A 21,742-nucleotide genomic window follows, 5' to 3' on the forward strand; every position below is an offset into this window, starting at 1 on the left:
TGAAACATTACCAGCCGAGGTGTTTGAAGGAGTCGTAGGCTGTCTTTACAATCAGCAAGGACACCACGACCAGGAACAGCTTGCGCACGAAACCGCTGCCATGCTTCAGCGCCAGCCGCGTCCCGATCAGCGAGCCCATCACCTGGAACACCGCCATCACCGCCGCCAGCTTCCAGATCAGGTGGCCGCTGTAGCCGAACCAGATCAGGGCCGAGAAATTGCAGGCGACGTTGACGATCTTCGCCGCTACCGAGGCGCCGAGGAAATCGAAGCCGAAGAAGCGCACGAACATGAAGATCAGGAAGCTGCCGGTGCCCGGACCGAAGAAGCCGTCATAAAAACCGATGGCGGCGCCGACACCCATGGCCAGCACGCGCTCGGTCATGCCGCTATGGACCGGCGCATGCACCGACCCAAAATCCTTCTTTTTAAATGTGTAGATGGCGACCGCCACCAGCACCAGGGGCAGCAGGCTGCGCACGAAATCGGCCGGCACGCGGGTCACGGTCCAGGCGCCGACGAAGGCCAGCGCAAAAGCAGCGGCGGCGGCCGGCGCGGCGGTACCCCATGCCACCGGCACCCGGCGCGCATATTTGACGGCCGCGACCGAGGTGCCGCAGATCGACGCCAGCTTGTTTGTCCCGATCAGCGTCGCCGGCACTTCCTTCGGGAACACGGCAAAGATCGCCGGGATCTGGATCAGCCCTCCCCCTCCCACCACAGCATCGACAAGACCGGCAAGAAAGGCCGCGCAGGCCAGGAGGACAAGGTCGAACATGGAAACAAATGCACTCGGAGGGAAACCGCCATTGTACGGTAACGAAACGCGGTGGCTGGTGTAAGCTTGAGAAAACACAACATCATCAGGAGACGCCACGATGAGCACCTTCACCTCCGCATTCAGCTTCAGTACCGTGTCCAGCATGGTGTCCGAACCCGGCGCTTCGCTGCGGCTGGGACAGTTCGTCGCCGAGCGTTTCCCGGGCGTGCGGCGGGTGCTGGTGGTGACCGATCCTGGCTTCCTGCGCACCGGCCTGGCCGAGCCGCCACGCGCCAGCCTGGAGCGCCATGGGATGACGGTGAGCGTCTACGCGGATGTGCTCGCCGATCCGCCCGAGGCCGTGGTCGAGGCAGCTGCGGCCTTCGCCCGCAAGCAGGGCAGCGAACTGGTGATCGGCCTTGGCGGCGGCAGCTCGATGGACGTGGCCAAGCTGGTCGCGGTGCTGGCCGGCAACGAGCAGCCGCTGGCCGAGATGTACGGTATCGGCAAGGTCGCTGGCCAGCGCCTGCCGCTCGTCCAGGTGCCGACCACCGCCGGCACCGGTTCCGAAGTCACGAACATCGCCATCGTCACCACCGGCGAGACCACCAAGATGGGCGTGGTCGCGCCCCAGCTGTATGCCGACCTGGCCGTGCTGGACGCCAGCCTGACGGTGGGCCTGCCGCCGGCGGTCACCGCCGCCACCGGCATCGACGCCATGGTGCATGCGATCGAAGCCTATACCAGCCGGCACAAGAAGAACCCGCTGTCGGACATGCTGGCGCGCCAGGCGCTGTCTCTGCTGTCGGCGAATATCGTCAAGGCCTGTGAGAACGGCCACAACCTCGATGCGAGACAAGCTATGCTGCTGGGCGCCTGCCTGGCCGGGCAGGCGTTCTCGAATGCGCCGGTGGCGGCGGTGCACGCGCTGGCCTATCCGATCGGCGGGATTTTTCACGTGGCGCACGGGCTGTCGAACTCCTTGGTCTTGCCACACGTGCTGCGTTTCAACCTGCCGGCGGCGAGCAGCCACTATGCGGAACTGGCCGGCATCGTCGTGCCGCACGCCAGCGGCAGCGAAGAGGCGCGGGCCCAGGCCTTGATTGTTGCAATGCAGCAGATCGCCAAGATCACGGGGGTGGAGACGACCTTGCAGCAGGTCGGGATCGCCGAGCGCGACCTCGACCGCCTGGCCGACGATGCGATGCTGCAGACCCGCCTGCTGGGGAATAATCCGCGCGAGCTGACGCGGGAGGATGCGCGTGCGATTTACGCGGCCGCGCTGTGAATCCGCCGTCATTCCCGCGAAGGCGGGAATCCAAGCAAACTTGGGTTCCCGCCTTCGCGGGAACGACGTGAACAAGCTAACTTAGAAGCTGCTCTGCGGCTTCTTCGCCCCAAGAAAATCCAGCAGCAAGGTATTCACCTTATCGTGCGCCGTCAGCTGCAGCCAGTGGTCGGCGTCGTGGATGCGCTCGAAGCGGAACTCGCCATCGACGTAATGGGCGGAATCGCGCATCTGCTTTTCGCCCAGGGCTGCGTCGCGGTCGCTCCAGATGCCCATCACGGGAACTTTTACAGGTGGCAAAGATTGCGGCAGCGCCAGCTTCAGGTTGGCCCGGTAATAGTTCAGCGCCGCCGTCAGGCGCCCCGGTGGGTCGAGGTCGCGCTTCCAGAAATCGGCCTGGCCTGGCTCGCTGGTGAACTGGCGCAGCGCGAACCAGTCGGCCGCCCGCAGCGCGTGTTCGGCGATGCCCGGCATGCAGAAAAACGGCACGTAGGCCATGCGCAGTTGCTGCAGGATACCGGCATGGAAAATCGCCGAAGGGTGGCCGGTCGACATCGTGACGAAGCGCTCGATGCGCGTCGGCGCCATCGATGCCAGCTGCCAGCCGATGATGCCGCCCCAGTCGTGCCCGACCAGGTGTACCTTGTCGATCTTGAGCGCGTCCAGCAGGCTGAGAATGTCGGCGCGGATCTTGTCCAGCGTGTAGTCGAGCACGTAAGGAGGCGCATCGGTACGGCCATAGCCGCGCAGGTCGGGGGCGATGACGCGGAAGCCGGCACCGGCCAGCACCGGCACCTGCTTGCGCCAGACGAGATGGGTGTCGGGAAAACCGTGCAGCAGCAGGATGACCGGCCCCTGCCCGGTCGAGGTGGCGTGCATGTGGATGCCGTTGGTATTCACCATCAGGGATTCGTCGACCACATGCACCTCCAGTGTTTTAGGCTGCTGTCCCCTTGCGCCTGGCGGCATCGAAGACCGCCGCGATTTCGCCGACGATGCCGCGCCGGAACAGCAGCACGCACGCGACAAAGATCAGCCCGGTGACGATGCCCACCGATTCGCCCAGGGATGAAAACCATTCTACATGCGTCTTCTCGGCGAGGAAGTTCCCTACGTCGCCGAGCTTGTTTTCCAGGGCGACCACCAGGAAGGCGCCTAGGATCGGTCCCGCCAATGTCCCCATCCCGCCCACCAGGGTCATCAGGATGACGAGGCCGGACATGGTCCAGTGCACGTCGGTCAGAGTCTCGAAGCCCAGTACGACCGTTTTCAAGGCCCCTGCAAGGCCCGCCAGGGCCGCGGAAAGCACGAAGGCGAGCAGCTTGACCCTGTCGACCTCATAGCCCAGGGAAATGGCTCTAGGCTCGTTTTCCTTGATCGCCTTGAGCACCTGGCCGAAAGGCGAGTGGATGATGCGCACGATCAGCGCAAAAGCGCCCACGAACAGCGCCAGCACCACGTAGTACATCGTCAGGTCATGGCCCAGGTCGAGCACGCCCAGCAGTTTCCCGCGCGGCACGCCCTGCAAGCCATCCTCGCCATGCGTAAAGGGCGCGCGCAGGGCGCCGAAGTAGACCATCTGGGCCAGCGCCAGCGTGATCATCGAAAAATAAATGCCCTGGCGCCGAATCGCGAGCAGACCCATCACCAGGCCGATGGCGGCGGCGGCCAGCACGCCGAGCACGATGCCGGCTTCGAAGGGCAGTCCCAGCGTCGTCAGGGCGTAACCAGCCACATAGCCGGCGCCGCCGAAGAAGGCGGCATGGCCGAAGGACAGCAGGCCGGTATAGCCGATCAAGAGGTTGAAGGCGCAGGCGAACAGCCCGAAGCACAGCAGCTTCATCAGGAAAACCGGGTAGCCGACGAAGGGGGCCGCCAGTGCGACAGCCAGGGCGATCAAATAGCCGAGTTTCCTATTCATAATTCCTTTCTTAAAGGGCCTCGAAAACCGCGGCAGGTTTGCGAGGTCCTTTATTTCTCCTTGCCGAACAGGCCGGCCGGCCGCAGCAGCAGCACGATCACCATCACCACGAACACCACCACCTCCGAGGCTTCCGGATAAAACACCCGGGTCAGGCCCTCGATCACGCCCAGGCCCAGGCCGGTGAGGATGGAACCGAGGATCGAGCCCATGCCGCCGATCACCACCACCGCGAACACGACGATGATCAGGTTCGATCCCATCAGCGGCGTGACGTTGATGACGGGCGCCGCCAGCACGCCGGCAAAGCCCGCCAGGGCCACGCCGAAGCCATAGGTCAGTGTCACCATCAGCGGCACATTGACGCCGAAGGCTTCGACCAGCTTCGGGTTCTCGGTGCCGGCGCGCAGGTAGGCGCCCAGTTTCGTCTTTTCGATCGTGAACCAGGTCGCCAGGCAGACCGTCAGCGAAGCGGCGACCACCCAGGCGCGGTAGTTCGGCAGGATCATGAAGCCGAGGTCGGTGGCGCCCGCCAGCGCTTCCGGCACGTCCAGGGTCTGGCCGGACACGCCGTAGAAGGAGCGGAACACGCCCTCCAGCAGCAGGGTGATGCCGAAGGTCAGCAGCAGGCCGTACAAATGGTCCAGCTTGTACAGCCAGCGCAGCATGGTTTTCTCGACCAGGATGCCGAACACGCCCACCAGCAGCGGCGCCAGCACCAGCATCGCCCAATAGTTCAGGCCGAAGGCGGTGACGCCGATGTAGGCGAGGAAGGCGCCCATCATGTACAGCGCCCCATGCGAGAAATTGATGACGTTGAGCAGGCCGAAGATCACGGCCAGGCCCAGCGACAGCATCGCATAGAAGGAACCGTTGACCAGCCCCAGCAGGAGCTGGCTCATCATCGCCTGCATCTACTTATTTCCAGGCCGCGCATTTGGTCTCGGCCTTGGCCGTGTAGGCCTGGGCGCCCGGGATCGTCGACACGACCTTGTAGTAGTCCCACGGTCCCTTCGATTCCTTCGGCGTTTTCACCTGCATCAGGTACATGTCGTAGACCATGCGGCCGTCCGGGCGGATCTCGCCGTTCTTGGCGAACATGTCGTTGATTCTCGTCTTCCTGAGCTGGGCCATGACCTTGTCGGCATCGTCGCTGCCGACCGCCTTCACCGCGTTCAGGTAGTTGGTGGTGGCCGAGTAATCGGCTGCCTGCAGCATGGAGGGCTGTTTCTTCATCTTGGCGAAGTAGCGCTTGGACCAGGCGCGGGTCTGGTCGTTCTGGTCCCAGTACCAGCCGTCGGCCAGGTACAGGCCCTGGGTCGTGTTCAGGCCCAGGGTGTGGATATCGTTGATGAACACCAGCAGGCCGGCCATCTTCATGGTCTTGGTCAGGCCGAATTCCTTGGCGGCTTTCATCGAGTTGATGAAGTCGCCGCCGGCGTTGGCCAGGCCCAGCACCTGGGCTTTCGAGGCTTGCGCCTGCAGCAGGAAGGACGAGAAGTCGGACGCGGACAAGGGATGCTTGACGCTGCCGACGACGGTGCCGCCGTTGGCCTTGATGATGGTGGTGGCATCCTTTTCCAGCGACTGGCCGAAGGCATAGTCGGCGGTCAGGAAGTACCAGGACTTGCCGCCCTGCTTGATCATGGCCGGTGCCGCCACGCGCGCCAGCGCCACGGTGTCGTAGGCGTAGTGCACGGTGTAGGGCGAGCAATCCTCGTTGGTCAGCCTGGCCGAGCCGGCGCCGATGGCGATGAAGACTTTTTTCTTTTCCTGCGCCACCTTGGCCATGGCCAGGCTGGCGCCGGAATTGGTGCCGCCGATCAGCATGTCGACGCCCTGCTGGTCGAACCATTCGCGGGCTTTACTCGCGGCGATATCGGCCTTGTTCTGGTGGTCGGCGACCATGAACTGGATTTTTTTACCGTTGACGGCGCCGCCGAGGTCGGCGATCGCCATGCGCACGGCCTCGGCGCCGCCGTTGCCGTCGATGTCGGAATACACGCCGGACAAGTCGGTGATCATGCCGATCTTGATGGTGTCGCCCGACACCTGGGCCTGGGCGGGGAAGGACAGTGCCGCGGCAAAGGCGGTGGCGGCGAGGGCGATGGCGGTGCGTTTCATGGGCTGGTCTCCGTTTTAAAAGATGTTATTCAGACGCCGAGGAGCTCGGTGAGCTCGGGCATACTGGCCTGCAGTTCGGCGGCGCGGACCGTTTTGACGATCCGCCCGTGTTCCATCACATAGAAGCGCTCCGCCAGCGGCGCGGCGAAGCGGAAATTCTGTTCCACCATCACGATGGTATAGCCCTTGGCCTTCAGGGTCGTGATCATGCGGGCCAGCGCCTGCACGATAACGGGCGCCAGGCCTTCCGAGATCTCGTCCAGCAGCAGCAATCTGGCGCCGGTGCGCAGGATGCGCGCCACCGCCAGCATCTGCTGTTCTCCGCCGGACAGGCGCGTGCCCTGGCTGCGGCGGCGCTCGTACAGGTTGGGAAACATCTCGTAGATCTCGTCCAGCGACATGCCGGCCGCCCTGCCCTGCGACGCCGCCAGCACCGGCGGCAGGAGCAGGTTTTCCTCGGTCGACAGCGAGGAAAAGATGCCGCGCTCTTCCGGGCAATAGCCGACGCCGAGGTGGGCAATCTTGTAGGTCGGCAGCCGGATCGCCTCCTGGCCGTGGATGCGGATCGAGCCGCGCCGGGTGCCGGTCAGGCCCATGATGGCGCGCAAGGTGGTAGTGCGGCCGGCGCCGTTGCGGCCCAGCAGGGTCACGACCTCGCCCTCATCGACGCTCAAGCCGACGTCGTGCAGGATGTGCGATTCGCCGTACCAGGCCTGCAAGCCTTGAATCTCGAGTGCGGCCGCCATCAATGCGCTCCTTGCAGCGGCGCTTCGGTGCCCATGTAGGCCTCGAGCACCTGGGGGTTGCGGGAGACCTCGGCATAGCTGCCCTCGGCCAGGATGGCGCCGCGCTGCAGCACCGAGATGCGGTCGCAGATGCCGGACACCACGTTCATATTGTGTTCGACCATCAGGATCGTGCGCCCTGCTGACACTTTTTTGATCAGTTCCGTCACCCGGTGCACGTCTTCGTGGCTCATGCCCTGGGTCGGCTCGTCGAGCAGCATCAGTTCCGGCTCCATGCCCAGGGTCGTCGCGATCTCGAGCGCGCGCTTGCGGCCATACGGCAGGTCGGCGGTGAGCATGCCGGCAAAGCTGGCCAGGTCGACCTCTTCCAGCAAGGCCATGGCGCGCTGGTTCAGCTGGTCCAGGCTGCGCTCGCTGCGCCAGAAATGAAAACTGGTGCCGAGCGCGCGCTGCAGGCCGATGCGCACATTTTGAAGCACCGTCAGGTGCGGAAACACGGCCGAGATCTGGAAGGAGCGGATGATGCCCATGCGGGCGATCTGGGCCGGCCGGGCGCCCGTGATGTCGCGGCCGTTGAACAGGATCTGGCCCGAACTCGGCACCAGGAACTTGGTCAGCAGGTTGAAGCAGGTGGTTTTGCCGGCGCCATTCGGGCCGATGAGGGCGTGGATATGGCCGCGCTGCACTTGCAGGTCCACGCTGCCGACGGCCGTGAACCCCTTGAATTCCTTCGTCAGCTTGCGGGTTTCCAGGATGACGTCCGCCATGACTTCTCCATCGACGAGTGATACGAGTGGAAAACTTTCCAAATCTTACACATTTTTAGGAATCGCCACGATACAACACATCGTTTGCGCCCGCGCCCGTGTCGCGTCTGCGTCAGCGCAAACCCATTGTGCATTTTTGCTCAGCGGTGCACTTGTTTCGCCAGCAGCTGGGCCGTTTTCTCGGCAATCATCAGGGTCGGCGAGTTCGTGTTGCCGGAAGTAATAAAAGGCATGATCGAGGCGTCGACCACGCGCAGTCCGCGCACGCCTTTTACGCGCAGCTCGCTGTCGACCACGGCCAGCGGATCGTCGAGCTTGCCCATCTTGCAGGTGCCGACCGGATGGAAAATCGTGGTGCCGATCAGGCCGGCGGCTGTGGCCAGTTCTTCCTCCGTGCGGTAGCTTGGGCCCGGCTTGAATTCCTCGGGCCGGTACCTGGCCAGCGCCGGTGAAGCGACGATGCGGCGCGTCAGCGCCAGCGCGTGCGCCGCCACTTGCCGGTCTTCAGGCGTACTGAGGTAGTTGGGCGTGATCTTCGGCGGCGCGTAGCTGTCGTTCGCGGCGATGCGCACGTGGCCGCGCGAGGTCGGGCGCAGGTTGCAGACGCTGGCGGTGAAGGCGGGAAAACCGTGCAGCGGGTCGCCGAATTTTTCTAGCGACAGCGGCTGCACATGGTATTGCAGGTTGGGCGTGGCCTGGCCGGGGTCGGAACGGGCGAAAGCGCCCAGCTGGGACGGCGCCATCGACATCGGCCCGCTCTGGAACAGCATGTATTGCAGGCCGATTTTGGCCTTGCCGACCCAGCTGGCCGCCGTCGTGTTCAGCGAGGGCGCGCCGGTGATCCGATAGACCATGCGCAGCTGCAGGTGGTCCTGCAGGTTTTCGCCCACGCCCGGGGCATCGACCAGCGCTTCGATGCCGTGTTGCGCCAGGCTGGCGGCCGGGCCGATGCCGGACAGTTGCAGGATGGTGGGCGAACCGATCGCGCCGGCGGCCAATAAAGTTTCGCGGCGCGCGGTGGCGCTGAAGGCCCGGCCGCCGCCCGTAAACTGCACGCCGCGGCAGAACTTGCCGTTCTCGTTCGATTCGATCAGCAGTTTTTCGACATGGCAGCCGGTCATGATGGTGAGATTCGGCCGCTGCGACGCCGGTTTGAGAAAGGCTTTGGCGGTGTTCAGGCGGATGCCGCGGCGCTGGTTGACTTCGAAATAGGCGCAGCCGGCGTTATCGCCGCCGTTGAAATCGGCGATTTTCGGGATCCCCACTTCGCTCGCCGCTTCGCGGAAAGCGTCGAGGATTTCCCAGGACAGACGCTGGCGCTCGACGCGCCATTCGCCACCGCTGCCGTGGATGTCGCTGGCGCCGCCGTGGTGGTCTTCGCTCTGCCGGAACAGGGGCAAAACATGTTCCCAGCGCCAGGACGGATCGCCGCTGAGCTCGGCCCAGCGGTCGTAATCGCCGGCCTGGCCGCGCATGTAGATCATGCCGTTGATCGAGGACGAGCCTCCCAGCACTTTTCCGCGCGGGTAGATCAGCGCGCGCCCCGCCAGGCCAGGATCGGCTTCGGTGCGGAATAGCCAGTCGGTGCGCGGATTGTCGATGCAGTAGAGGTAGCCGACCGGAATGTGGATCCACAGGTAATCGTCCTTGCCGCCGGCTTCGATCAGCAAGACCTGGACGTCCGGCTTTCTGGACAGGCGGTTGGCAAGCACGCAACCGGCAGTGCCGGCGCCCACGATGATGTAGTCGTATTCCCCTGCCGATTCCACGCTGCCCCCTATCGTTCAGATGCGGTGATGCTTCGTTTGGGCAAGCTTACCAGATCGTCAAGGCTTAGTGATTGTGGATAAGCTTCTGTATATCCACAGGTATCGATTGTGCGGAACACGCCGTTTACATGCAGCGCGAATTTTTATCCATTTTTTCCCTCAGGCAAACGCAAGGCAAGTGCACTGGCTTATGCGGCGCGTAAACTGCTGATCTTGTGGACAAAACAGGGTTTATCCACAGATGAGTACCTCCGTTAACTACTACCACTATTTTGTAAACAAGCTTTAGTTGTAAACCGTTCTTCCGAACTTACACAAAGCTCATGCGTTGCTAAGTTTGCAGTTGGATTCCTGCTTCATCGAGGCCGGTTCACCTAACGCTCTTGCGCAAGGCCAGCGCCTTCCTCTCCACAGGCTAAGACGGTGGAACTCACCGCCACATTCTTCAAATTAACCGCGGCATTGACGTCACGATCATGTGGAGTCCCGCAGTTCGAACAGACCCAGCGGCGCTGCGCTAAAGCCAGCGTCTCGGCTACATAACCACAAACTGAGCAAGTTTTGCTGCTTGGATACCAGTGGTCGGCTACAACGGCCCAACTTCCGCGCTGTGCTGCCTTGTATTCAAGCTGGCGTCGAAACTCGTAAAAGCCCATGTCACTGATCGCCAACGCAAGCCGGCGGTTTTTCAACATGCCTTTTACGTTGAGGTCTTCGATGCCAATCATGTGAAACCGGCGTGTGAGATTGCTAGTGAGTTGATGCAGGCTGTTCTGGCGGATATGTGCGAGTCTCTCGTACAACTTGGCCAACCGTAGTTTTGCCTTCGCTCGATTGCTTGAACCCTTTACTTTGCGGGACAAGGCACGCGACAACCGCCGTACGCTACCTAGCAAACAACGCAAAGCATGCGGACTATTGAACTTTTCGCCAGTCGACAAGGTGGCAAGGTTAGTGATACCTAAGTCGATACCCACAACGCCTTGGTTTTCGGCGTACGGTAGAAGCGGCTCAGGACAGTTGACAGTGATGCTGGCATACCAATGTCCGGCAGTACGAGACACTGACGCTGACACGATATGGCCAGTGAAACGTAACTCTTCTCGCATGCGTACCCAACCAAGCTTGGGGATCCGTATGCACCTGTTTTTGACATGAAACTCGTTGTTGCTTATCGTAAAACGGTCATCCCTTCCTATACGTCGGAACCTCGGGTAATCCGCACGGCCAGCAAAAAAATTACTAAAAGCCCGTCCCAACTGCATGATCGCCATCTGCGGGGCGCATTTGGTTACGTCCAACATCCACGGAAACTGCGTTCGCTTGATGCTATTGAGCTGGCGCCGCAGAGCAGCTTCATTCGGCTGATTCAACGCTGGATCGACCTGGCAGGCCTCGTACTGACGCTTCCATTCAGCCAATGCCCAGTTATAGGCGAAGCGGGCGGTTCCAGCTGCGCGAGCCAGATGAGTACGCTGATTATTGTTCGGATCAAGCCTAATCTTGTGCGCTACAAACATTTAGCATCCTTCGCAGCAGGCGCAAACTACCCATACATAACGTTCTCCATTGCTTTCATCCTTGCAAACAAAACGCAGTCACTCATCCGTCTTCGACCAAAACGCCCGGAAAACGATCCAACCTTAGTGGCTAGACCTACTAAAAAATTTTTCCGACTCTGGCCAAGCAGGCGACCCAGCGAACACCTCGACCTTGCTTGCAAGCAGCCAAAAACACGTCGGCAAGCAGCAAACTACCCGCCTCTGTGGACAAGCCCATGAATATCCACAGGATCGAATGTGCGAAACCACGCGACTTGGACACAGACGCTTTTTTGTCCAGTTAACGTCCTTGCCAGACGCAAGCCTTGTTCAGCAGTTTGAAAAGCACGTAAACCCTTGAGCCTGCGAAGAAAATTCAACTTATCCACAGAAGGCGCGGCGTTTACTATCACTACCAATTTATATATCTAAACAAGTTAACTAATACAAAGGAACGACTTCGCGTGGAAAACCGGGCACTTTGCCCCCATTCGCCTGTAGCCAACAGCTACCAAACAAGAAGCGAACAGCAACAACGAAATGCAAACGCCGAAGGCGATCGACAACGGCCAACGCTGCTCGAGCGTTTTTTTGTCTTCAGGAAGAAAGTGGAACCGCCGAGACCGGCGCAAGACGATCGCCGGCATCCTGCCAACATCCGAAACGCGATCGCCGATCACCGATTGCTGATCGCCGACTTGCTGGTCTCCAACTGCCGGCCTTGTTTGCCAGCTGATCTGTATGCAAACAGACAAGTTCAGCAGCTCAAACGCCCTGCAAACCATCTCGTCTGTGGAAAAACGCCTGCATATCCACAGCAGCAAATGTGCAGAAGCCCGTTTTTTGGAAGCCCAGGCGTTTTTGTCCAAGTTCCGTTCAGCTTGGATACAATGTTTTTCCAGCGCATCCGGCAGCACGTAAACCTTTGACGCTGTAGACAAATCTCGTCTTATCCACAGCAAACTGCCTGTTTACTATCTACTACCAGTTTTTATATACATCTTGTTTTATTAAAACACTGAGCTGCAAAACCGCTTCAAACCCCGGTCGAAAGGCCATCCAGGACGAGAAAAACATGCGATTAGGGATCATCAGCGCCTTGCACGAAGAACAGCAGGGACTCGTAGAAGCCATGGAGAGGCCCTACAAGCTCATCCATGGCATGCGTGAGTACTGGACCGGTAAACTCTGGGAAATCGACGCTGTTTGCGTTTTATCGCGTATAGGCAAGGTTGCAGCGGCCATGACAGCCACGACGCTTGTGGAGAAGTTCGGTGTTACCCACATCCTGTTTACGGGTGTGGCTGGGTCAGGTGACGCTTCCGTGCGTGTCGGCGACATCGTGGTGGCCGAAAACCTGGTCCAGCACGATATGGATGCGAGTCCGCTGTTTCCGCGTTACGAGGTGCCGCTGACGGGTTTGAGCCACTTCGCCGGCGACCGCCAGATGGCGCTGGAGCTGACGCACGCCGCCCAGCGCTTCCTTGAACTCGAGTTCGAGAAGGCCATCGATCCCCAGGAAAGGGCCGTATTCGCGCTCCAGGCGCCGCGGGTGCACCGCGGCCTGGTCGGTAGCGGCGACCAGTTCGTCAGCCACAGGGAGCGCATCCAGGCCCTTGGCGCGGCTTTGCCGGGCTTATTGGCGGTAGAGATGGAAGGCGCCGCGGTGGCGCAGGTGTGTTTCGAGCTCGGGATTCCGTTCGGCGTGATCCGAACGATTTCCGACAACGCCAATGAAAACGCGGCCACCGACTTCATGCGCTTCGTGAAGTCGGTAGCCGCGCGGTATGCCTTTTATGTCGTCAGGCAGTTCTGCGCCCAGTTACAGGCGGCTCAGGCAAGCAGGGTGTCCGCCGGCACGTAGTCGTAGCCCAGGTCTTTCGCCACAGCTGCGTAGGTCACCTTGCCCTGGCAGACGTTCAGGCCGTTCTTCAGGTGCGGATCGTCGCGCAGCGCCTGTCGCCAGCCCTTGGTTGCCAGCGCCACCGCGTGGCCGATGGTGGCGTTGTTCAGGGCAAAGGTCGAGGTACGGGCCACCGCGCCCGGCATGTTCGCCACGCAGTAGTGCACCACGCCGTCGACCACGAAAGTCGGATCGGCGTGGGTGGTCGCGTGGGAAGTCTCGAAGCAGCCGCCCTGGTCGATCGCGACGTCGACCACCACCGCCCCCTTCTTCATGCGCGAGACCATGCTGCGCGTCACCAGCTTAGGCGCCGCCGCGCCCGGCACCAGCACGCCGCCGATCACCAGGTCGGCCGACAGCACCGCTTCCTCGATCGCATGGGCGTTCGAGTACAGGGTCGAGATCCGGTTGCCGTAGATCAGGTCGAGCTGGCGCAGGCGATCGACGTTCTTGTCCAGCACGGATACGCGCGCGCCGGTGCCGACCGCCATCTGCAGCGCATTCGTGCCGACCACGCCGGCGCCGATGATCACCACGTGCCCCGGCGCCACGCCCGGGACGCCGCCCAGCAGCAGGCCCATGCCGCCCTTCGATTTTTCCAGGTGGCTGGCGCCGGCCTGGATGGACATGCGCCCCGCCACCTCGCTCATCGGCGCCAGCAGCGGCAGCCCGCCGCCCGCGCCGGTGATGGTTTCATAGGCGATGCAGATGGCGCCCGACTTCACCAGCGCCGCGGTCTGTTCCGGATCCGGCGCCAGGTGCAGATAGGTGTACAGGATTTGTCCCTCGCGCAGCATCGCGCATTCCTGGGGCTGCGGTTCCTTGACCTTCACGATCATGTCCGCGCGTTCGAAGATTTCCTTCGCGCTGGCGACGATGCTGGCACCCGCCGCCGTGTATTGTTCGTCGGATAAGCCGATCTCGGCCCCGGCGCCGGCCTGCACCAGCACCTGGTGCCCGCGCCCCACCAGTTCGTGGACGCTGGGCGGGGTCAGGCCGACCCGGTATTCATGGTTTTTGATTTCCTTTGGAACGCCAACTAGCATGTCTTCCTCCAAGTTTTAACAACTGAAACGACTGCTCATGTGAAAACCGGGGCATGCGCCCCGGTCATTTCTTCTTATGATTACAAGCTCAGCGTCATCAGGCTTGCGTTACCGCCAGCCGCCGTCGTGTTGACGCACAAGGCCCGTTCGGCCACCAGCCGCCACAGCGCGACCGGCTGATCCGCCCGGGTATCGACGATGCCGACGATGGCGCCGGTCCGGGCCGCCAGTTTCGCCTGCAGATTTCCTTTGACACCATTTTCGACCAGCGCCATCTGGATATCCAGGCTGTCCAGCTCTGCCTCGCCGACGAAGCGCACCTGCGCCTTCACTTCCGGCGGCAGGCTGCCCAGCACCTGGTCGCGCGAGTCGGCCAGCACCAGTGCGCGGTTGCCGGTGACCAGCACCGCCGCCAGCTGGTTCAGCAAGCCTTTCGTGTCGCTCGCCGCGCACAGGATGGCGCCGCGCGGGGTAAAGCCGAGCACATTGCGCTCGCCGGTCGGGCCCGGTAAGTCGATGCTGACGCCGTCCAGGGTGGTGTTGGTATAACCCTCGGCCAGCACGGCGACATCGCCGTGGCCGTTGGCCTGCATCCAGCCCATCAGGCCGTCCAGCGCGGCATTGCTGTGGCGCGCGCGTTGCAGCAGCGGCAAGGCCGCCTGTTGCAGGCGCTTCAGGTAGAGCGGGCCGCCGGCTTTCGGGCCGGTGCCGGATTTGCCTTCGCCGCCGAAAGGCTGCACGCCGACCACGGCGCCGACGATGTTGCGGTTCACGTAGATGTTACCGACATGGGCGCGCGAGGTGATGAAATCGATGGTTTCGTCGATGCGCGAATGCACGCCCAGGGTCAGGCCGTAGCCGGTGCCGTTGATGGTGTCGACCACCTTGCCCAGGTCCGCGCGGCGGTAGCGCACGATGTGCAGCACCGGGCCGAAGACTTCGCGTTGCAGTTCCGCCATCGAACCGATTTCCAGCACGGTCGGCGGCACGAAGGTGCCTTGCGCCTGCAGGTCGGCCGGCAGCTCCAGCGCAAAGTACTGCTTCGCGCTGGCGCGCGTAGCCTCGATGTGGGCCAGCAGGTTCTGCTGGGCTTCGCGGTCGATCACCGGGCCGATGTCGGTGGCCAGGCGGTCCGGCACGCCGACGCGCAGTTCCTGCATCGCGCCCTTCAGCATCTTGATCGTCTTGTCGGCGATGTCTTCCTGCAGGAACAGCACACGCAGGGCCGAGCAGCGCTGGCCGGCGCTGTCGAAGGCCGACGACAGCACGTCCTGCACCACCTGCTCCGGCAGCGCCGAGGAATCGACGATCAGCGCGTTCTGGCCACCGGTTTCGGCGATCAGGGGGATGTCGCAGCCTTCCTCGACCGCGCGCCTGGCCAGCGTGCGGTTGATCAGCTGGGCGACTTCGGTCGAGCCCGTGAAAATCACGGCTTTCACGCGCGGGTCGGCCGTAAGGGCGGCGCCGACGGTCTCGCCGCGGCCCGGCAGCAGCTGCAGGGCGCCCATCGGCACGCCGGCTTCGTGGAACAGCTGCACGGCGCGGTGCGCGATCAGCGGGGTCTGCTCGGCCGGTTTTGCAAGGACCACGTTGCCGGCCGCCAGCGCGGCGGCGACCTGGCCCGTAAAAATGGCCAGCGGGAAGTTCCACGGGCTGATGCAGGTCACCGGACCCAGCGCCTTGGCATCGCCCTCTTCGCGGATCTCGTTCGCGTAGTAGCGCAGGAAATCGACCGCCTCGCGGATCTCGGCGATCGCGTTCGGCAGCGACTTACCCGCTTCGCGCACGGCCAGGGCCATCAGCTCGCCCATGTTCTGTTCGAACAGGTCGCCGACTTTGGCGACGATGTCGGCGCGGGCAGCGGCGCCCTGGCCTTCCCAGGCCGGGAACGCGGTGGCGGCGGCCTGCAGCGCGGTGTCGACGTCGCCGACCGTCGCTTCGGTCACCTGGCCGACGATATCGGCCGCTTGCGCCGGGTTGATCACATTGACCGCGCCCACGGCTTCCAGCGGACCGTCGACCAGCGGCGCGGCCAGGTAGTGGCGCGGGGTACCCAGGTTGTCCGCCAGGGCGCGCAGCACGTGCTCGTTGGCGAGGTCCAGGCCGGCGGAGTTCTTGCGCCCTAGGCCGAACATGTCCAGCGGCAACGGAATGCGCGGGTGCGGCAGGCAGTGCGCGGCGCGGGCCTGCTCGAAGGGATCGGCCAGCAGGGTGTCGATCGGCACGCTTTCGTCGACGATCTGGTTCACGAACGAGGAATTCGCGCCGTTTTCCAGCAGGCGGCGCACCAGATAGGCCAGCAGGGTTTCGTGCGAACCGACCGGCGCGTAGATGCGGCAGGCTTTACCCAGGTTCTCCGCGCCCACGACCTGGTCGTACAGGGTCTCGCCCATGCCGTGCAGGCACTGGAACTCGTAGTTCGAGACACCCTCGGCCTTGGCCCAGGTGTAGATCACCGACAGGGTGTGCGCATTGTGGGTCGCGAACTGGGCGTAAATGACATCGGTGGCGCCCAGCAGCTTTTTCGCGCAGGTCAGATAGGAGACGTCCGTATAAACCTTGCGCGTGTAGACCGGGTAGCCGGGCAGGCCGTCGACCTGGGCGCGCTTGATCTCGGCGTCCCAGTAGGCGCCTTTTACGAGGCGGACCATGAACTTCTGGCCGCTGCGGCGCGCCAGGTCGACCACGAAGTCGATCACGAAGGGGCAGCGTTTTTGATAAGCCTGCACCACCAGGCCGATGCCCTCGAAGCCGGCCAGTTCCGCATCGAAGGCCAGCGCTTCCAGCATGTCCAGCGAGATTTCCAGGCGGTCGGCTTCCTCGGCGTCGATGTTGATGCCGATGTTGTACTGCTTGGCCAGCAGCACCAGTTTTTTCACGCGCGGCAGCAGTTCGCCCATCACGCGGGCGTACTGGGCGCGGCTATATCTCGGGTGCAAGGCCGACAGCTTGATCGAAATGCCCGGGCCGTCCTTGATGCCGCGGCCGTTCGAGGCTTTGCCAATGGCGTGGATCGCGGCTTCGTAGGAAGCGTAGTAATTTTCGGCGTCGAGCTCGGTCAGCGCCGCTTCGCCCAGCATGTCGTAGGAGTAGCGGTAGCCGCGGGTTTCATTCTCTCGGCTGTTTTTCAGCGCTTCGTTGATGGTCTGGCCGGTCACGAACTGGTTGCCCAGCATGCGCATGGCCATGTCGACGCCCTTGCGGATCAGCGGTTCGCCGCCCTTGGCGATCAGGCGGGTCAGCGCCGAACCGAGACCTTTTTCGCTGCTGCTCGAGACCAGCTTGCCGGTGATGAGCAGGCCCCAGGTGGCGGCGTTCACGAACAGCGACGGCGATTCGCCCAGGTGCTTCTTCCAGTCGCCCTTGCTGATCTTGTCGGCGATCAGGCGGTCGGCGGTGTCCGAATCCGGAATCCGCAGCAGCGCCTCGGCCAGGCACATCAGGGCCACGCCCTCTTCCGACGACAGCGAGAATTCGTGCATCAGTGCATCGACGCCCGAGGAGCGGGTGCGTTTTTCGCGCACGGCGGAGACCAGGCGGTGTGCCAGCATGTAGGCGTCGGCCGAGGCAGCGGCGCCCTGGGCCAGCAGCCATTCGACGGCCGCGGTTTCGTCGCGGCGGTAGGCGCTGGTGATGGCGGCGCGCAGCGGGGTCTGCTCGCGGTTGGTCTCGGCCTGCAGGGCGTCGAAGGGAACGAAGGTGATGGCCGGGGTGGCGGCAATGTTCATGAAGGCTCTGGCTAAAAGTAAATATCGGATCCACATGCACAAAGCGCCGGTCCATCGGGGATGGCCGGCGCAAGTGCAAATACAAATACATGAATTCGATTGTAGAGGGAAATCTTCTGGATTAATTCTGTTTTTAGAGAAGACTAGCAATAGATAGTTTTTGGTGAGAGAATTTCACCAAATAATATTTATAGTGGAGAGCGACAAACATGCTGGACAAGATCAGCAAGAAAATCCTTGCCGAGTTGCAGAGCGACGGGCGAATCAGCAACGTCGAATTGGCGGCGCGCGTCAACCTGTCGCCGGCAGCCTGTCTGGAGCGGGTCCGTAAGCTGCACGAGTCCGGCTACATCATGGGTTACACGGCCCAGCTGAACCCCCAGCTGCTGGACGTGTCGCTGCTGGTCTTCATCGAAGTGGTGCTGGACCGCACGACGCCCGAGGTGTTCGACGCCTTCAAGCAGAGCGTCCAGCTGATTCCGGAAGTCCTGGAGTGCCACATGGTGGCCGGCGGCTTCGATTACCTGGTCAAGGCGCGGGTGAAGGACATGGCGGCTTACCGGGAGTTCCTGGGTAAAACCTTGCTGCAGAAGGGGGTGCGGGAGACGCACACGTATGCGGTGATGGAAGAGGTCAAGAATACGACCAAGCTGCCGATCAAATAAGCAGCTATCTCGTCGTCCCCGCGAAGGCGGGGATCCAAGTTGTTCGCATTTCGATAGCTCATGCAGAACTTGGGTTCCCGCCTGCGCGGGAACGACGATCTAAGCAATTTTCTCCATCTTCACATTCGCCTCCGAAGCCTGCGGCAGCGTCTTCTGCGCCGCGGCCGACATCTGTTCGAGGTTCTTGCGCAGCCAGCGGTGCGCCGGGCTGCGGCCGTCGCGTTCGTGCCAGAGCATGTCCAGGTGCACGGCCGGCAGCTGGAAGGGCAATTCGCGCCATACCAGGGCATCGGCGGCGCCGGTCGAGGCGATCAGGTGGCGCGGCAGCACCGTCACCAGGTCCGAATTCGCGACCACACGGCCGGCGGTGAAGAACTGGTTCACGGTCAGCAGGATGCGGCGCTCGCGGCCAATTTGCGCCAGCGCCTCGTCGACCAGGCCGTGCGCGCGGCCCGAGAAACTCACCAGCAGGTGGTCCGACTTGCAATAGGCGTCCAGGTCCAGCTTGTCCTTGGCCAGCGGATGGTTCTTGCGCATCACGGCCACATATTCGCCCGAATACAGGCGCTCGTGGCGGATCGGCGAGCCGGTCTCATACGACAGCTGGGCCGCCACGCCGGGAAAGAAGCCGACAGCCAGGTCGATATCGCCGCGCAGCAGCATCGGCCGCGGTTCGCGCGTGGTCAGCGGCACCATGCGGATGTTCACGCCCGGCGCTTCCTTTTCGATCGAACGCACCAGCGACGGCAGCCACAGCGCCGCCGTCGCGTCCGCCATCGCCAGGCGGAAGGTGGCCTGGGCCTTGGAGACGTCGAAGGTTTCCGGCATCACGGCTGCTTCCAGCGCAGCCAGCGCCTGGCGCACGGCCGGCCACAGCGCTTCGGCGCGTGGGGTCGGCTTCACGCCGTAGGCGGTGCGGATCAGGAGCTCGTCGCCGAGGCTCTCGCGCAGGCGTTTGACGGCGTTCGACACCGCGGGCTGGGTCATGGCCAGGTGGCCGGCGGCGCGGGTCAGGTTTTGCTCGGTCATGACGGCGTCGAAGACGCGGAGCAGGTTCAGGTCAAGCGTGAGGAAGCTCATGGGATCCGTTCGGGGCAGCGTTTTTTTGGGTTCCGGTTAGTGTACCCGATTTCCATTCACGATCAATATAAGGACCATCAGTAAACGTGATTAGATTTATATGTTGCGTTGCACTATAGTTACATGGAACCTTAACATCAAACACATTCTCACACTTAACTGAGCTTTAATTCAGCCATGTCCTTCGCTGCTACCCTGTTCCAGGACCCCATGACGGGCGTACCCTTCATGCAGCTCTTCATCAGCATGGTCCAGCTGACCCTGCTGGGCGGCGTGCTGATGTTCTTCCGCCCGCTGTTGATCGGCATCGCCCGCGCGCTGGTGCTGGTGGTGCGCCCCCGTCCGACCAAGGACGAGCTGGCCGCACGCCGCAAGCTGCGCCTGGCGCAACAGGCCGCCGCGGCCGTCACCGGCAGCACCGAGGTCCGCGCCCTGCGTTCCTGATTCAGTTTTACACCCGTCTTTCTCCTTGAACGGCATCCCGACAACGGGGTGCCGTTTTTTTTCGCCCATTTTTCCCCGTTGCCCCGCCAAACACGAGCGGGAATGAAGAATCGCCGTCGACTTCCGGTCGCTCGGCTTTTCAGGGGGGGTTTTGACTGAATCGATTTAACAATCAGTCGCTATCGTATGCGATGTGCATGAATTCGAATATCGTTCACCATGCATGATGAATGCATATTGATGAATTTTAGCTTTGAAATAGATGATATTAATCGTATTCCAGTACTTGAGCGTGGCCTGCCTGAAATTATATTTATTACACAAGAAGTAGGAACAAAGACATTCAATCGAACCATCTTAGTGAGGAGATAGCGATAAAAAGCCAGAAGTTCAACAATAGTAGCTATATATGGATGAGTAGTAGTCACATCGATCGAATCGAACGCACAAGCCGCCAGCGCCGTTGCAAGCCCGGCTGGGGTCCCACCCCTCCCGAAAATCCGGTAGGCACGCAGTCAAAAATTGAGAGCAGAGAAGCTCGCTTGAAATTTGCACTAAATAAGTCAAGACTATGGGTAGCTTGGTGCGCATGGGCGAAGTCGTCAAAATTAGGACTTGCGCAAGTGAGAAATCAGAGGATTAATCGCCGAGCGGACAGAGGGACAAGCAGGATCAACATTGCGCAGGGATGTGCCCGAGGGCCATGATGCTAATCGCTCATAAGATCGCACTCGATCCAAACAATGTGCAGGCAAGTTACTTTGCGAAAGCCGCTGGTGTTGCGCGCTTTACATACAACTGGGCATTGGCCGAATGGATGCGGCAGTACGAAGCGCATAAGGTTGATCCGGGACAGTGCCTTCCATCTAAAGGAGCGTTAGGGCGTCAGCTCAACGCCATTAAGCGTGAACAATTCCCTTGGATGCTAGAGGTAACTAAAAATGCGCCGCAGAAAGCTATTAGTCATCTGGACATGGCGTTCAAGAACTTCTTTGCCGGTCGCGCACATTACCCCCGCTTTCATAAAAAAGGTGTACACGACAGTTTTGCTCTCACCAACGACCAGTTCCACGTCGACGGCTGCCGCATCCATATTCCAAAGCTGGGTTGGGTACGGATGCGCGAGTCGCTGCGTTTAGCCGGCAAAATAAAGTCGGCAACGGTATCTCGCACAGCGCAACGCTGGTATGTCAGTCTCACTGTCGATACAGTCGACGTATCGCACTTGCCTAAAGCCGAAAACCAAGGCGTGGTCGGTGTGGACTTGGGCGTGTCGGCCTTGGCGACGCTTTCCACAGGAGGATCGCCTATCTCTGGACCGAAACCACACCGGGCGCTACTAGCTCGCCAACGTAAGCTCGCACGCAGCCTGTCACGCAAACAAAATGGATCGGCGAATCGTGGGAAGGCTAAGTTCAAACTGGCAAATCTTCACTCCCGCATCGCAGCCATTCGATCCGATTCGTTAAACAAACTTACGACAGATCTGACACGTCGCTTCCATACGATCGGTATCGAGGATCTAAACGTGCGCGGCATGGTAAAGAACCGGTGCTTGGCGCGCTCGATTCTTGACATGGGCTTTTTCGAATTTCGACGCCAGCTAAGATATAAGGCAGCGATGCGTGGTGGTCAGGTGATCGTAGCAGATCGCTTTTTCGCAAGCAGCAAAAGGTGCTCGGCCTGCGGGTTTCAACTAGAGACATTGTCGTTGTCGATTCGGGAATGGACTTGTCCGACATGTGGATCCCATCACAACCGTGATGTAAATGCTGCTATCAATCTTGAGCAGATGGCCGTGAGTTCCACGGTGTCAGCCTGTGGAGAGGAAGGCTCTGGTCGCGGTCGCAAGAACGCGGCGAAACCGGCCTCGGCGAAGCAGGAAGCCAACAGTAAATTTGTTCAATAATGAACAGAATTGCGTAGGCTTGGCGGAACGGGAAAAAAAACGCGGCGCCGG

Annotated in this window: 18 protein-coding genes; 5 read left to right on the top strand and 13 right to left on the bottom strand. The window is 61.6% G+C overall.

Features of this window, described 5'->3' with window-relative positions; genetic code table 11:
* Window positions 1-7: 7 nt before the first annotated feature.
* Complete coding sequence (locus LQV39_RS11395) at window positions 8-778, bottom strand: TSUP family transporter (protein WP_230025500.1); 771 nt, start codon at window positions 776-778, stop codon at window positions 8-10.
* 100 nt (window positions 779-878) lie between these two features.
* On the opposite strand from LQV39_RS11395, the gene LQV39_RS11400 reads away from it, so the two are divergent.
* Window positions 879-2,048 (top strand): iron-containing alcohol dehydrogenase, encoded by a 1,170-nt coding sequence (locus LQV39_RS11400; RefSeq protein ID WP_230025502.1) that lies wholly within the window; start codon window positions 879-881, stop codon window positions 2,046-2,048.
* Window positions 2,049-2,129: 81 nt separating this feature from the next.
* Here the strand turns inward: LQV39_RS11400 and LQV39_RS11405 are convergent, their stop codons facing one another.
* The 9 genes from LQV39_RS11405 to LQV39_RS11445 form a co-directional block, all read right to left on the bottom strand.
* Entirely contained in the window at window positions 2,130-2,969 is an 840-nt protein-coding gene (locus LQV39_RS11405; RefSeq protein ID WP_230025504.1) for an alpha/beta fold hydrolase, read from the bottom strand.
* 16 nt (window positions 2,970-2,985) lie between these two features.
* Window positions 2,986-3,969 (bottom strand): branched-chain amino acid ABC transporter permease, encoded by a 984-nt coding sequence (locus LQV39_RS11410; RefSeq protein ID WP_230025506.1) that lies wholly within the window; start codon window positions 3,967-3,969, stop codon window positions 2,986-2,988.
* Between the two features lie 50 nt (window positions 3,970-4,019).
* Window positions 4,020-4,883, bottom strand: coding sequence for a branched-chain amino acid ABC transporter permease (locus tag LQV39_RS11415; protein WP_230025508.1), 864 nt, complete (start codon window positions 4,881-4,883; stop codon window positions 4,020-4,022).
* Window positions 4,884-4,887: 4 nt separating this feature from the next.
* Window positions 4,888-6,093: an ABC transporter substrate-binding protein gene (locus LQV39_RS11420; protein ID WP_230025510.1), complete on the bottom strand. Its 1,206-nt coding sequence runs from the start codon at window positions 6,091-6,093 to the stop codon at window positions 4,888-4,890.
* 29 nt (window positions 6,094-6,122) lie between these two features.
* The gene (locus LQV39_RS11425) at window positions 6,123-6,839 is read right to left on the bottom strand and encodes an ABC transporter ATP-binding protein (RefSeq protein ID WP_230025512.1); all 717 of its coding nucleotides are present in this window, start codon (window positions 6,837-6,839) and stop codon (window positions 6,123-6,125) included.
* Window positions 6,839-7,606, bottom strand: a complete 768-nt coding sequence (locus LQV39_RS11430) for an ABC transporter ATP-binding protein (protein WP_230025514.1) — start codon at window positions 7,604-7,606, stop codon at window positions 6,839-6,841. The genes LQV39_RS11425 and LQV39_RS11430 overlap by 1 nt, the downstream gene beginning before the upstream one ends.
* 140 nt (window positions 7,607-7,746) lie before the next feature.
* A complete protein-coding gene (locus LQV39_RS11435; protein WP_230025516.1) occupies window positions 7,747-9,375 on the bottom strand; it encodes a GMC family oxidoreductase in 1,629 nt (542 codons plus the stop codon).
* Window positions 9,376-9,749: 374 nt separating this feature from the next.
* Entirely contained in the window at window positions 9,750-10,895 is a 1,146-nt protein-coding gene (locus LQV39_RS11440; RefSeq protein WP_230025519.1) for a transposase, read from the bottom strand.
* A gap of 458 nt (window positions 10,896-11,353) precedes the next feature.
* The gene (locus LQV39_RS11445) at window positions 11,354-11,833 is read right to left on the bottom strand and encodes a hypothetical protein (protein WP_230025521.1); all 480 of its coding nucleotides are present in this window, start codon (window positions 11,831-11,833) and stop codon (window positions 11,354-11,356) included.
* A gap of 158 nt (window positions 11,834-11,991) precedes the next feature.
* Here LQV39_RS11445 and LQV39_RS11450 point away from each other — a divergent pair, with 158 nt between their 5' ends.
* Window positions 11,992-12,780: a 5'-methylthioadenosine/adenosylhomocysteine nucleosidase gene (locus tag LQV39_RS11450; RefSeq protein ID WP_230025523.1), complete on the top strand. Its 789-nt coding sequence runs from the start codon at window positions 11,992-11,994 to the stop codon at window positions 12,778-12,780.
* Here LQV39_RS11450 and ald read toward each other — a convergent pair.
* Window positions 12,750-13,865, bottom strand: coding sequence for an alanine dehydrogenase (gene ald, locus LQV39_RS11455; RefSeq protein ID WP_230025525.1), 1,116 nt, complete (start codon window positions 13,863-13,865; stop codon window positions 12,750-12,752). The two genes, LQV39_RS11450 and ald, sit on opposite strands and share 31 nt — an antisense overlap.
* An 80-nt stretch (window positions 13,866-13,945) precedes the next feature.
* Window positions 13,946-17,593, bottom strand: coding sequence for a trifunctional transcriptional regulator/proline dehydrogenase/L-glutamate gamma-semialdehyde dehydrogenase (gene putA / locus LQV39_RS11460; RefSeq protein WP_230025528.1), 3,648 nt, complete (start codon window positions 17,591-17,593; stop codon window positions 13,946-13,948).
* Between the two features lie 209 nt (window positions 17,594-17,802).
* Between putA and LQV39_RS11465 the strand changes: the two genes are divergently transcribed.
* On the top strand, window positions 17,803-18,258 hold the full coding sequence (locus LQV39_RS11465; protein ID WP_036171419.1) for an Lrp/AsnC ligand binding domain-containing protein: 456 nt from the start codon (window positions 17,803-17,805) through the stop codon (window positions 18,256-18,258).
* Between the two features lie 99 nt (window positions 18,259-18,357).
* On the opposite strand, the gene LQV39_RS11470 is transcribed toward LQV39_RS11465, so the two are convergent.
* The gene (locus tag LQV39_RS11470) at window positions 18,358-19,338 is read right to left on the bottom strand and encodes a LysR family transcriptional regulator (protein WP_230025530.1); all 981 of its coding nucleotides are present in this window, start codon (window positions 19,336-19,338) and stop codon (window positions 18,358-18,360) included.
* A 177-nt stretch (window positions 19,339-19,515) separates the two neighbouring features.
* Between LQV39_RS11470 and LQV39_RS11475 the strand changes: the two genes are divergently transcribed.
* Entirely contained in the window at window positions 19,516-19,782 is a 267-nt protein-coding gene (locus LQV39_RS11475) for a hypothetical protein (protein WP_230025532.1), read from the top strand.
* A gap of 703 nt (window positions 19,783-20,485) precedes the next feature.
* On the top strand, window positions 20,486-21,691 hold the full coding sequence (locus LQV39_RS11480; protein WP_230025534.1) for a transposase: 1,206 nt from the start codon (window positions 20,486-20,488) through the stop codon (window positions 21,689-21,691).
* Window positions 21,692-21,742: the final 51 nt, after the last annotated feature.

Origin of the sequence: Massilia sp. Bi118, from assembly GCF_918697865.1 — a bacterium.
Classification (GTDB): domain Bacteria; phylum Pseudomonadota; class Gammaproteobacteria; order Burkholderiales; family Burkholderiaceae_D; genus Telluria.